The following is a 12398-nucleotide window of genomic DNA, read 5'->3' as shown; positions in this document are numbered from 1 at the left end:
CGTGCTGCCAATTACACCATAGGCCACCAAAATTCAACCCCCCTGCGGGGGTCTCATTCGGTTGTACGCTTCCGGTCCTTGGCTCACGGCCCGCTTCCCTCGGCGCAGGAAGAACATTACCCGAAGGTGGACGGCGCTCCAAAACGGGTATCCACGCCCAGCAGCCCGGGCAGCTCACCCAGCGCGGCGATGCGGAGCAGCTCCGGTCTGCCGCCGCGACCCGACCGGTCCAGCCAGATGCCGGTCAGTCCGGCTTCGGCCGCACCGCGGGCGTCGATGTCCGGGTGGTCGCCGACATACGCGACATCCCGCGGCGGCAGCCCGAGCGCATCGCAGGCGGCGAGGAAGGCGGCCGCCTCGGGCTTGGAAACACCCAGCTCCACAGCACAAAGGACTGCTTCGAAGTGCTCCCGCACACCGAGAGCGCGCAGCTTGCGGTCCTGGTTGTGGATGCTCGAGTTCGACAGAACGGCATGCCGGTGCGTGCCGCTCAGTCGCTCGAACGCGGGCAGGAAGTCCGGGAAGAGCGACCAGGCCGCCTCGTAGTGCGCGACATGCCGCCCGAACCATGCGTCCGCCTCGGCGTCGCTCAGCACCCTGCCGAGAAAGTCGCGGACGCGGTCGCGCCGCTGCCCCTGGAAGTCCACCGCCCCGGCCGCGAATCGGGCCCAGTGCCGAGCGGTGAGCTCCCGCCAGCACCGAAGAGCATCTTCCGCCGACAGGTAGCCATGCGGCAGCCCCTCGCAGTCGAGCGTGCGCCGCAGCCCTTCGGTGTCGGCGCCGGTGTAGTCGAAGATCGTGTCGTCGATATCCCACACCACGGCTTTGATGGCCATGACCCCGACCCTAACGCGGCACCCGCCGACGCGCGGACTCACCGCACGGACCAGAGCGACTGCTCAGGATTCCGACGGGATTTTCGATCCTCCGCTTCACTCGTGGCACCACGCATCGGCCAGGCGCTCCCATGTACCCCGGACATTCCACCCCCCAACGAGTGTGACGAGGGCCACATTCACGTGATCGGCCGAGTGCTAACTTCGCTTCCGCAATTCTGCGTTGCAGTCTCGAAGAGCGGAGATCGCCTTGACCGAGCACGCTGAGCAGACGACCACGGAGTACGTACCGCCGATGCTGATCGAGGTCGGCGAGTTCACCGAAGACACGCTGGGCAACTGGGACGGGACGTCGCCCGACTGGTTCTTCAACTACTTCTGGTAAACCGTCGGCTGAAAATGCCGACGCACCACTGACGGGGCATCGGGCCCGCTCACCTGTGCGGGGCCCGGTCTCCATCTCCCTGGTTCCGCGGCATCCGCCACCCTCCGCTCCTGCACGCGGAGATTTTTCGGCCATTTCTCAGACTGGTCATTCAGGAAATTCACCGACCTCTCTTCCATGGGGGACCGACCGGATGGCTATGAGTACGGGATTCGTGGTGCTTCCGGACACCGACGCCGGTACGGCCGTCCGGCCGCTCGTACCATTCGCAAAGGCGCAGGTGATCACCCATGCGTCCGGTCGGCCCTGGCTGGTCGGCGCATGGCGCCACGACGAGGTGATGACCGCCTCGGCGGGCCGGGCGCGGCTGGCCGTGATCGGACGGTGCCCGGTCACCGTGGACCAGCTGGGCCGGCTCGCCACCCGCATCTCCCGGCTCTCCGATGTCGATCAGGCCGTTGCCGGACTGCTCGGCTCATGTCACCTGGTGGCATCGGTGGACGGACAGGTCCGGTTCCAGGGCAGCGTCTCCGGGCTGCGCCGGGTCTTCCACACCCGGGTGCACGGCGTGCGCGTCGCATCGGACCGGTCCGATGTACTGGCGGCGATGACCGGCGCCGGGGTCGACGAGGAGACCCTGGCCCTGCGCGTGGCCTGCGGCTTACAGCTGCCCTATCCGGCGAACGCGCGCAGCGCGTGGTCGGGGGTGGGCACCCTTGCCCCGGAGAACGCACTGCTGTGGGACGTCGACCGGGCGCGGGAGGACACGTGGTGGCGCCCACCCGCGCCGGACCGGTCAGCACGGGACGGGGCGATGGCGGTACGGGACGCGCTGACCGCCGTACTGAAGCGCAGTCCTCTCCCGGAGCACCGGCTGAAACGGCTGGACCTGCCGAACCGGCTGAGCGCGGACCTATCCGGTGGCCTCGACTCGACATCCCTGTGCTTCCTGGCTGCCCGCGGCACTCCGGAGCTGCTGACCTTCCGCTGGAGCGAAGCCGAGGCCGGCAACGACGACACGGTCTACGCCGGGCTGGCGGCGGAGCTTCTGGACCGTGCCGAGCACATCGTCGTACCGCAGCATGAGCTACCCGAGCTCTTCGCCGACCCCGAGACGGCGGGCGCAGCGGAGGAACCCCTCTCCCTGACCCGGGCCACCGCGCGGATCCGCTGGGGCGCCCGGCGGCTCGCCGAGCACGGCTCCCGGCGGCATCTGGCCGGACACGGCGGAGACGAGTTGTTCTCTCCGATGCCGTCGTATCTGCACCAGTTACTGCGCCGCCATCCGCTCACCGCGCTGGGGCACGTCAGGGCGCAGTCGGCGCTGAAGCGCTGGCCGCTGCTGCGGACCCTCGCCGGGCTCGCGCGCCCCGGAACCCTCGCTTCGTGGTGGCATACCCAGGCCGACCAGCTGACCCTGCCCCGGCCGCCCCTGCGGCGTCCGCCGCTCGGCTGGGGCCTCGGACCCCTGCGCGCGGCGCCCTGGGTGACCTCCCAAGGGGCCGAACTGGCCCGCGAGGCACTGCGGCGCACCGCCGAGCAGGCGCACCCGCTCGCCGATGACCTCGCGAGCCACACGATGCTGCTCATGATCCGCTCGAACACGGCCGGCTACCGGCTGCTGGCCAGGCTGTACGCCGACGCCGGCGTCGAGCTGGACATGCCCTACCTGGACGACTCCGTACTCGACGCCGTGCTGCGCGTACCGGCCCACGAGCACGCCGGACCGTGGCGGTACAAACCTCTGCTGGCCGACGCGATGCGGGGCATCGTGCCCGCCGGGTTGAGAGCCCGGACGACGAAAGGCGACTTCGGCGAGGACCTGAGGAGGGGTCTGCGCCGGAACCTGCCCGCCGTGCTGGGGATGTTCGACCACTCGGAGCTGGCGGCCCTCGGTCTGATCGACCCCGGCGAGCTGCGCAGACGGCTGTCGCTCCCCCAGCAGGACAACACCGCCGTCCAGGCGCTGGAGAACCTGATCGGCTGCGAGACGTGGCTGCGCGCCGCCGCCTGCCACAGCACCACCGGCGCTGCGTCCACCAGTACGTCCCCTCACGGCAACACCGCACCAACGGAGGTCTGACCCGTATGCGGCTCCACCCCAATGTGTCCATGGCGGACACCGCCGACGGCACGGTCCTGCTGCACCAGCGCACCGGCCGGTACTGGCAGCTCAACACCACCGGCAGCCGGGTGCTGCACCGCCTGCTGGACGGGGAGACCCCGCAGGGCATCGCCGCGGGTCTCGTCACCGACCACGGAATCGACCCGCGGCGGGCCGAGCAGGACGTCCGCGCCGTGATCGGGCAGCTTCGCACCGCCGATCTTGTGGTGGCCTCATGAGCCAGTCCATGGCGCTGCCGGAGCGGACCCGGCTTCCCTTGCGGCGGCGTCTGCTGCCGCTGCTGGCCGTGGGCGCCGCCCGGCCGCTCGCCCGCCTCAGGCCGGCGCGGCTGCGCTCCGTGCTCGAACTCGCCCGCCGCGGAGCGTCAGAGGCGGGTGCCGCTCAGACGCGGGTCGCACGCGACCAGATCGTGTCGGTGAGCCTGCGCTGTGCGGGGCAGAACTGCCTCCAGCGCTCCGTCGCCACCGCGCTGCTGTGCCGGGCCCGCGGTGTCTGGCCGACCTGGTGCACCGGCGTACGCACCCACCCCTTCGCCGCCCACGCCTGGGTCGAGGCCGGCGGCCGGCCCGTGGGAGAGCCGCACCCCGAGGGCTACTTCAAGCCGCTGCTGACGGTCCCGCCCTTCAGCACGGAAGCGAGCAGCCGATGAGCACGGTACGGACCGAGGCGGCGCAGGGCTCGGGGGCACTCCGCCTCGTCGAGAGCCGTACCACCGGCCCCGCATCGGTGGACTTCACGGAGTACGTGGCGGCGATGTCCGTCCACTGCCCCTATCTCGCACCCTCCGTGCAGCACGGACTGACGGGCTGGACGGTGTACGAGGCGGCCGGGGGGCCTTCGGGCGTCGAGGCGGAGGTGTTTCGTCTCGGCGTGGAGTTCGCGGAGCGGGTACGGGGGCTGGCGAAGCGCCCCCGGGGATCGCTGGTGTGCGAGAACATCGCGGTGTTCGGCGCCGACCGGGAGGTGCTGGCGTGGCCGCACTGGGCGCTGAAGAACCTCTACGCCCCGGTCGGGGTGATGTTCGGCAAGTTCCCGACCGGCGAGCAGGGCTCCGACCACCTCGGCCGCCAGGTCCCTGAGCCGCCGGTCTCGTTCCTGGTCGTACGGGCCGCCGTACCCGTACGCGATCCGCACTTCCTGAGCCGCACGCCGAACCTCGCCGCCACCGTCGCGGCCTCGGCGGACGACGGCCGTGATGTCTTCGCGGCACAGCGGCTGCCCCGCACCTGGACGGAGGTGAAGCGCTGGGCGCAGCGCCGCCTCCCGGGCCGTTAGCGCACAGGGGGCGGCAGCCGTCACGGCTGCCGCCCCCTGTCCGAAGCACCTTGCGGCTCTAGGCGGTGAGCTTCGCCAGTGCCGCGTCGATCCGGGCGAGGGTGCGCTCCTTGCCCAGGATCTCCAGGGACTCGAAGAGCGGCAGGCCCACCGTGCGGCCGGTGGCCGCCACGCGGACCGGAGCCTGGGCCTTGCCGAGCTTGAGGCCGTGCTGCTCACCGGCCGCCAGCACCGCGTTCTTCAGCGACTCGGGGCTGGACCAGTCGGCGGCCTCGAGCTTCTCGCGTGCCGTGCGCAGCAGCGCGTCCGAGCCTTCCTTCATCGCCTTCTGCCAGGAGGCCTCGTCCTCGACGGGCTCCTCGCGGAACAGGAAGTCGACGTTGGCGGTGATGTCGGACAGGACCGTGAGCCGGGTCTGCGCGTGGGGGGCGATGGCCTCCCAGGCGGCCTGGTCGAAGTCCTCCGGTGCCCAGTTGGCGTGCGGGGCCTTCAGCCAGGGCTCGCAGGCCTCGGTGAAGGTCTTCACATCGAGCCGGCGGATGTGGTCCGCATTGATCGCCTCGGCCTTCTTGAGGTCGAAGCGGGCGGGGTTGGCGTTGACATCCGCGATCTCGAACTTCTCGATCATCTCGGCGATCGAGAAGACGTCCTGGTCGGCGGAGAACGACCAGCCGAGCAGGGAGAGGTAGTTGAGCAGCCCCTCGGGCAGGAAGCCGCGCTCGCGGTACAGGTTGAGCGAAGCCTGCGGGTCGCGCTTGGAGAGCTTCTTGTTGCCCTCGCCCATGACGTAGGGCAGGTGTCCGAAGGCCGGGATCGCCTTGGCGACACCGAGTTCGATCAGGGCCTTGTACAGGGCGATCTGGCGCGGGGTGGAGGACAGCAGGTCCTCGCCGCGCAGCACGTGCGTGATCTCCATCAGCGCGTCGTCGACCGGGTTGACCAGGGTGTAGAGCGGGGCGCCGCTGGCCCGGACGATGCCGTAGTCGGGCACGTTCTCCGGAGTGAAGGTCAGCTCGCCGCGAACCAGGTCGGTGAAGGTGATCGGCTCGTCGGGCATCCGGAAGCGGACGATGGCCTCGCGGCCCTCGCGCTCGTACACGGCCTTCTGCTCGTCGGTCAGCTCGCGGCAGTGGCCGTCGTAGCCGGAAGGCCTGCCCGCCGCGCGGGCGGCCTCGCGGCGCTGGTCCAGCTCGGTGACCGTGCAGTAGCAGCGGTAGGCGTAGCCGCCGGTGAGGAGCTTCTCCGCGATGTCCTTGTAGATGTCCATACGCTGCGACTGGCGGTACGGAGCGTGGGGGCCGCCCTTCTCCGGGCCCTCGTCCCAGTCGAGGCCGAGCCAGCGCATCGAGTCCAGCAGCTGCTCGTAGGACTCCTCGGAGTCGCGCGCCGCGTCGGTGTCCTCGATGCGGAAGACCATGGTGCCCTGGTGGTGCCGGGCGAACGCCCAGTTGAACAGGGCGGTGCGGACCAGGCCCACATGGGGGTTGCCGGTCGGCGAGGGACAGAAACGTACGCGGACAGTTGCGTTAGCCACGCTTGATCACCTTGTTGGTGAGAGTGCCGATGCCTTCGATGGTGACGGCGACCTCGTCGCCGACGGTGAGGGGGCCGACCCCGGCGGGAGTGCCGGTGAGGATGACGTCTCCGGGGAGCAGCGTCATGGCCTCGGTGATGTGGACGACCAGGTCCTCGATGGAGCGGATCATGTCGCTCGTGCGACCCAGCTGGCGTTGTTCGCCGTTGACCGTGCACTGGATGGTGAGGTCGCCGGCGGCGGCCAGGTCGATGCCGGTCTCCACCCAGGGGCCCAGCGGACACGAGGTGTCGAAGCCCTTGGCGCGAGCCCACTGCTTCTCGCGCTGCTGGACGTCGCGCGCGGTGACGTCGTTGGCGCAGGTGTAGCCGAAGATCACGTCCTTGACGCGCTCGCGCGGGACGTCGCGGCACATCCGGCCGATGACGACGGCCAGCTCGGCCTCGTGGTGCAGTTCCCTGGAGAACGAGGGGTACTCGATGGCGTCGCCGGAGCCGATCACCGAGGTGGTGGGCTTGAAGAACGCGACGGGTACGTCCGGGACCTCGTGGCCGAGCTCCGCCGCGTGCTCCGCGTAGTTGCGGCCAATGGCCACGACCTTGTTCGGGAGGACGGGCGGGAGCAGCCGGACTTTGCTCAGCGGGACCTTCGTCCCGGAGAGCTCGAAGTCGGTGTAGGGAATGCCTTTGATGATGTCCAGGACGAGTCCGGCCGGGCCACCGGTCCCGTCGCCCTCGACCGCGCCGAAGGCGACATTGCCGTCGATGGAGAATCTGGCGATGCGCACAGGTGCCTTGCGCCCCTTACGTTTCCGCTGGCTGGAGTCTGACGCCCCAGGCTAACGCGGCGCAGGCACCCGGCCTGCCGTATTACCGCTCGCCATCGCCACAGACCGCGACCGGGCCGGGCCCGGCCGGGGCCCTACGGGGCCGTGGGGGCGTCGATCAGAGTGGTGCGGCGGGGGTTGGCCGTCCGGGCGGGGAGGTCGACCGAATGCTCCGGCTGGTTCGCGGGGCTCAGCTCGCCGGCGTCCTGGAGGTGCACCAGGGTGGTACGCCGGGGGTTGGCTATGGTGCGGAACATCATGGTCTTCATCGTGTGTGTCGGCCCTTGTCGGTTCGGGTGTCCGTGTAAAGCGAAAGGCTAGACAGCCGAATCCCAGCGAAAGCGCGGATTCGACTGTGGGTTACGTGTGAGTTTGCTCACGACCTCCCGGGCAATTCCGTCATTCCGGACAGCGAAATCAAGCCGTAACCACCCTTCGGAAACGGACATTGCGTACCTGAATCAGCCATTCCGCTCCTGATCATCTCGACTGGGACACCCCCCACCCGTAAGCGACTCGTAAGTAAAAGTCCTATTCCTCCACGATCGCTTTCCACGGCTTGTGACACACTGGCTACATCACGTCACCTGGGTCACAGCCCGATACACGGGCCTTGTTGGAGATCCGGCACTGTGCTGGAATTCCACGCACCGCCGCGTGTTCAGTCCGGCGCACGAGAGCGCGACAAAGCGCTCGAGTGGCGGCGGAGAAGGGGGAAAGCGCCGGTCACACCACCGACCCATCATCGGGGCGCGTTGAGCGCCCCAACACGCCGACACCGCCCCGCCGTCATGCGGAGGGGCGCCTGGTCCAGAGGTTGCGACGCTAGTGCAGGGACGTTTCAAGAGGGATGGCATGGGGCGTCCCCAGGCCCACCAGGGCCACGGGGAAGCTGCATCTGAACAGGAGCCTCGCGGCGGGAACGATCGCGGGTCCTCGCCCCGGCACACCCAGGGCCAGGCCCAGCCCCCGGCGGGCGATGGCGGCGATCGCGGTGCGCGCTCCCGCACGGCACAGGGCGGCGCCCGGCCCGGCACGGCGCAGGGCGGCCCCGAGCCGGCCACGCCGAAGCCCAAGGGCCCCAACGACACCGGCTCGCGAATAGCCCTGCGCAACTGGCGCATCAGCACGCGACTGGTCTCCCTGCTCACGCTCCCCGTCGTCGCCGCGACCACGCTCGGCGGACTCCGCATCAACGAGTCCATGAACGAGATCGAGCAGCTGGAGCACATGCAGCTGCTGACCGAGCTGACCCGTGACGCCACCGCGCTGGCCGAGGCCCTCCAGAACGAGCGCGACCACGCGGCGGGGCCCCTCAGGCACGGCACACCTGTCACCGACTACGACGTCAAGCACCCCCGGGACGTCACGGACCAGAAGAAGACGGCGTACCTCGACGCCGTGAACAGCATGGGTGACCCCACGGGCGACGACGCCCTGGAGAGCATCCGGGCCAACGTCGCCCAGATCGCCGGGCAGGTGCACAACATCGGCCGGCTGCGCGAGGGGGCCTACAAGGACGGCGAGTCGGTCTCGGGGACGGTCTCGGGATACAGCCGTCTGATCAACTCGCTCCTCAGCCTGTCCCAGGACATGGCCCAGGCGACCAGCAACCCGGACATGATCAAGCGGACCCGGGCGCTGGCCGCGTTCTCCTCCGCGAAGGAGTACGCGTCGATCCAGCGCGCCGTGATCGCCGCGGCGCTCCCGAAGAACGCGTCCGGAACTCCGGAGATGAGCGACGACGACCGCAATCTCGCGGTCGACGCCAGGACCAACGAGGACGCCGAGACCAAGTCGTTCGTCGCGCTCTACTCCTCGTACGGCGGGAACGCCGAAGAGCTGCTCGGTCCGCTGGAGAGCGGCAACTCCGAGATCGAGAAGGCCAACAAGTACGCGGCCCAGGTACTGCGCAGTGCCACCGCTCTGCGCGGCCAGCCCCGCGGCTACCTGGACTGGACCGACCAGGCCGACACCAAGCTCCAGGCGATGAACACCATCGAGGAGACCCTTCTCGGCCAGATGGAGACCAGGGCCCGCGAGCTCAAGCAGGAGTCCCAGCAGGTCGCCGTCATCAACGGTGCGCTGATCCTGCTCGTCCTCGGCGTGTCGCTCGTCGGCGCCTTCGTCGTGGCCCGCTCCATGATCCGCTCGCTGCGCCGGCTCCAGGACACCGCCACCAAGGTCGCCCAGGACCGTCTGCCCCAGCTCGTCAAGCAGCTCTCCGAGTCGGACCCGCAGGACGTCGACACCAAGGTCGAGTCCGTCGGTGTGCACTCCCGGGACGAGATCGGCAAGGTGGCCGCGGCCTTCGACGACGTGCACCGCGAGGCGGTCCGCCTCGCCGCCGAGCAGGCCCTGCTGCGGGGCAACGTCAACGCGATGTTCACCAACCTCTCGCGCCGCTCGCAGGGTCTCATCCAGCGTCAGCTGTCCCTGATCTCCGAGCTGGAGTCCCGCGAGGCCGACCCGGACCAGCTGTCCTCGCTCTTCAAGCTGGATCACCTCGCGACCCGTATGCGCCGTAACGGCGAGAACCTCCTCGTCCTCGCCGGTGAGGAGCCGGGCCGCCGCTGGACCAGGCCCGTCCCGCTGGTCGACGTGCTCCGTGCCGCCGCCTCCGAGGTGGAGCAGTACGAGCGCATCGAGCTGGCCGCGGTGCCCGCGACCGAGGTCGCGGGCCGTGTCGTCAACGACCTCGTGCACCTGCTCGCCGAGCTGCTGGAGAACGCCACGTCGTTCTCCTCCCCGCAGACCAAGGTCCGGGTCACCGGTCACGCGCTGCCCGACGGACGTGTCCTGGTCGAGATCCACGACACCGGTATCGGCCTCTCCCCCGAGGACCTCGCCGCCATCAACGAGCGACTCGCTTCGCCTCCGACGGTGGACGTCTCGGTGTCCCGCCGAATGGGTCTGTTCGTGGTCGGCCGTCTGTCCCTGCGCCACGGCATCCGGATCCAGCTGCGTCCGTCCGACTCCGGTGGTACGACCGCGCTGGTCATGCTGCCCGTCGATGTCGCCCATGGCGGCAAGAAGGCCCCGGCCAAGCCGGGTGTCGGCGGGCAGGGCGGCGCCCCGCAGGGTCAGGGCGGCGGCAACCGCGGCCTGGCCGGCAACCGTCCCGGAGGCGGCAGCGCCCCCGGTGGGCGACTCGGTGCCATCACTCCGCGCGGACAGGTGAGTACCGGATCCGCCTCGCGTGCCGCGCTGCCCGGACGGGGCGGCGCACCCCTCCCGAACGGCCCCAAGCAGGACCCCTCCCGTCAGGGCGGCGCCCCGGTCAACTCGTTCGCCGCTGACGGTGGCCGCGGCCGTCCGGCTGCTCAGGACCGTGGCGACACCGGCCAGGGCTCCGGTTCCGGCGATCGTGGCCGCGGTGGCTTCCCGCAGGGTGCCCCGGCCGGTGACGACCGCGGTCACCGCCTGCCGCAGAGTGGTGCCCCTCGCGCCGAGCTGCCGGGTGGCGGCCAGCCGCCCCGGCCCCAGCCCGCGAGCTGGGGCAGCGAGCAGCCGTCCGGTCCGCAGCGTCCCCCGCTGGACGCCCCGCGCGGCCACGAGGAGCACGAGGCCACCGGGCAATACGCACGGCCCGACTACGGTCAGCAGCGGCCCTCCCAGGACCCGGCCGCCACCGAGCAGTTCGCCCGGCCCGACTACGGCCAGCGTCCCCCGGTCCAGGGCCAGCAGGGTCCGACCGCCCCGCGCCAGCGGGGTCGGGACACCGGCGGCTTCACGGCGCCGCGCCAGCCGGCCGCGAGCCTGCCGGCCCAGCCGCAGCCCGAGGCCCTTCCTCCGGCCAGCAACCCCGGGGACGGCCGCACACCGCTGTACGACACGCTGGAGACCAACTGGTTCCACGGCGGCGGCGCGCAGGCCGCCCGGAACGGCCAGGACACCGGTGGCCAGGGCGGGACCGGACAGAGCAACGCCGGCCGCCAGCCGGTCGTACCCCAGCAGTCGACCGGTCGTCCGGCACAGCCGGTTCCGCCGCGCCGTCCCGCGGCCGAGCCTGCCGGGCAGTCCGGCCAGACGGGCCAGAGCGGTCTCGACGGACCGTCCAGCCAGACCGGTCAGCACCAGGTGAGCGGTGCCGAGTGGCGCACCTCGCCGAATGATGACCTGGTCCGCCAGGCCGATCGGGCGCGCAAGCCCGCGGCCGGCGGGATCACCACCTCGGGTCTGCCCCTGCGGGTGCCGCGCGCCAACCTGGTCCCGGGCACCGCTCAGGAGACCCCCCAGCAGACCGGGCCGCAGGTATCCCGCGCCCCCGACGATGTGCGCGGCCGGCTGACCAATCTCCGCCGTGGTATCCAGCAGGGCCGACAGGCGGGCAGCTCCGGCAACACCGGAAGCTTCGACCTCGGCCCCACCCACCAGCAGGAGCGTTAGCGTGAGCCCGATGAGCCAGGCGGCCCAGAATCTGAACTGGTTGATCACCAACTTCGTGGACAACACCCCTGGGGTGTCCCACACCGTGGTGGTCTCCGCCGACGGACTCCTGCTGGCGATGTCCGAGGGATTCCCCCGCGACCGTGCCGACCAGCTGGCGGCCGTCGCGTCCGGAATCACCTCGCTGACCGCGGGTGCCTCCCGCATCTTCGAAGGCGGCCCGGTCAACCAGACGGTGGTGGAGATGGAGCGCGGCTTCCTCTTCATCATGTCGATCTCGGACGGCTCTTCGCTGGCCGTGCTCGCCCACCCGGATGCCGACATCGGCCTCGTGGGCTACGAGATGGCCCTCCTGGTCGACCGCGCGGGCACGGTCCTCACCCCGGACCTGCGCGCCGAACTCCAGGGGAGCCTGCTGCACTAGAAGCCCGCCGAGGCCGCGAGAGTGTGCGCCCCCAGGTACGCTCCCGGCCGACCGTCCTATCGCCCACACCGTCACGCCGCCCCAACCCGGCCCCCCACCGGCCCAGTCAGACGGCACAGCCGACCACTTGCTGTCATGTCACGCCCGGAGGATTCATGACCCCGCCCCCCGCCTCTCACGATCCGTACGGTGTGGAAACCGACTACGGATTTGAGGGCGACCAGCCGCTGGTGCGTCCTTACGCGATGACCGGCGGCCGGACCCGGCCCCGCTACCAGCTCGCCATCGAGGCGCTGGTCAGCACCACGGCCGATCCCTCGCGGCTCTCGTCGCTGCTGCCCGAGCACCAGCGGATCTGCCATCTGTGCCGGGAGGTCAAGTCGGTGGCCGAGGTGTCGGCGCTGCTGTCGATGCCCCTGGGCGTGGCGCGGATCCTCGTGGCGGACCTGGCGGAGGCCGGCATGGTGGCGATCCACCAGCCGGGCAACGGAGAGGCCGGCGGTACGCCGGACGTGACACTGCTCGAAAGGGTGCTCAGTGGACTTCGCAAGCTCTAGCGGCGGTGCAGCCCGCTCAACCACCAGCGCGAAGATCGTGGTGGCGG

The 12398-nt window shown here is 70.5% G+C and carries 12 protein-coding genes and 1 pseudogene; 9 read left to right on the top strand and 4 right to left on the bottom strand.

Annotated features, from left to right (window positions below; genetic code table 11):
- Nucleotides 1–116: 116 nt before the first annotated feature.
- Complete coding sequence (locus ACFV6V_RS06215; RefSeq protein WP_385559848.1) at nucleotides 117–836, bottom strand: HAD family hydrolase; 720 nt, start codon at nucleotides 834–836, stop codon at nucleotides 117–119.
- A 250-nt stretch (nucleotides 837–1086) separates the two neighbouring features.
- On the opposite strand from ACFV6V_RS06215, the gene ACFV6V_RS06210 reads away from it, so the two are divergent.
- The 5 genes from ACFV6V_RS06210 to ACFV6V_RS06190 all read left to right on the top strand — a co-directional run bounded on the left by ACFV6V_RS06210 (nucleotide 1087) and on the right by ACFV6V_RS06190 (nucleotide 4621).
- Nucleotides 1087–1221: a lasso RiPP family leader peptide-containing protein gene (locus tag ACFV6V_RS06210; protein WP_385559845.1), complete on the top strand. Its 135-nt coding sequence runs from the start codon at nucleotides 1087–1089 to the stop codon at nucleotides 1219–1221.
- A gap of 214 nt (nucleotides 1222–1435) precedes the next feature.
- Entirely contained in the window at nucleotides 1436–3304 is a 1869-nt protein-coding gene (locus ACFV6V_RS06205) for a lasso peptide isopeptide bond-forming cyclase (RefSeq protein ID WP_385560195.1), read from the top strand.
- A gap of 5 nt (nucleotides 3305–3309) precedes the next feature.
- Nucleotides 3310–3564 (top strand): lasso peptide biosynthesis PqqD family chaperone, encoded by a 255-nt coding sequence (locus ACFV6V_RS06200; protein WP_385559843.1) that lies wholly within the window; start codon nucleotides 3310–3312, stop codon nucleotides 3562–3564.
- Nucleotides 3561–3995: a lasso peptide biosynthesis B2 protein gene (locus ACFV6V_RS06195; protein WP_385559840.1), complete on the top strand. Its 435-nt coding sequence runs from the start codon at nucleotides 3561–3563 to the stop codon at nucleotides 3993–3995. Before ACFV6V_RS06200 ends, ACFV6V_RS06195 begins: the two co-directional genes overlap by 4 nt.
- A complete protein-coding gene (locus ACFV6V_RS06190; protein ID WP_385559837.1) occupies nucleotides 3992–4621 on the top strand; it encodes a hypothetical protein in 630 nt (209 codons plus the stop codon). The genes ACFV6V_RS06195 and ACFV6V_RS06190 overlap by 4 nt, the downstream gene beginning before the upstream one ends.
- A 58-nt stretch (nucleotides 4622–4679) precedes the next feature.
- Here the strand turns inward: ACFV6V_RS06190 and gltX are convergent, their stop codons facing one another.
- From gltX to ACFV6V_RS06175, 3 genes are all read right to left on the bottom strand, one after another.
- Nucleotides 4680–6155 carry a glutamate--tRNA ligase gene (gene gltX, locus ACFV6V_RS06185; RefSeq protein ID WP_385559834.1) on the bottom strand — a complete coding sequence of 492 codons (1476 nt, stop codon included), beginning with the start codon at nucleotides 6153–6155 and terminating at the stop codon, nucleotides 4680–4682.
- Nucleotides 6148–6942: a fumarylacetoacetate hydrolase family protein gene (locus tag ACFV6V_RS06180; protein ID WP_385559831.1), complete on the bottom strand. Its 795-nt coding sequence runs from the start codon at nucleotides 6940–6942 to the stop codon at nucleotides 6148–6150. Before ACFV6V_RS06180 ends, gltX begins: the two co-directional genes overlap by 8 nt.
- Before the next feature lie 134 nt (nucleotides 6943–7076).
- Entirely contained in the window at nucleotides 7077–7241 is a 165-nt protein-coding gene (locus ACFV6V_RS06175) for a hypothetical protein (RefSeq protein ID WP_385560218.1), read from the bottom strand.
- A gap of 595 nt (nucleotides 7242–7836) precedes the next feature.
- Between ACFV6V_RS06175 and ACFV6V_RS06170 the strand changes: the two genes are divergently transcribed.
- The 4 genes and pseudogenes from ACFV6V_RS06170 to ACFV6V_RS06155 all read left to right on the top strand — a co-directional run.
- Entirely contained in the window at nucleotides 7837–11370 is a 3534-nt protein-coding gene (locus ACFV6V_RS06170; RefSeq protein WP_385559829.1) for a nitrate- and nitrite sensing domain-containing protein, read from the top strand.
- Between the two features lie 10 nt (nucleotides 11371–11380).
- On the top strand, nucleotides 11381–11794 hold the full coding sequence (locus ACFV6V_RS06165) for a roadblock/LC7 domain-containing protein (RefSeq protein WP_385560192.1): 414 nt from the start codon (nucleotides 11381–11383) through the stop codon (nucleotides 11792–11794).
- Between the two features lie 155 nt (nucleotides 11795–11949).
- Complete coding sequence (locus ACFV6V_RS06160) at nucleotides 11950–12351, top strand: DUF742 domain-containing protein (protein WP_385559826.1); 402 nt, start codon at nucleotides 11950–11952, stop codon at nucleotides 12349–12351.
- Nucleotides 12332–12398 (top strand): annotated as a pseudogene (locus tag ACFV6V_RS06155) (ATP-binding protein); the annotation flags it as partial. The gene ACFV6V_RS06160 and the pseudogene ACFV6V_RS06155, both read left to right, overlap by 20 nt.

This window comes from Streptomyces sp. NPDC059828 (genome assembly GCF_042731955.1).
Classification (GTDB): Bacteria; Actinomycetota; Actinomycetes; order Streptomycetales; family Streptomycetaceae; genus Streptomyces.
Note: the sequence above shows the minus strand (reverse complement) of the source record. Positions and strands in the feature narration are given on the sequence as shown.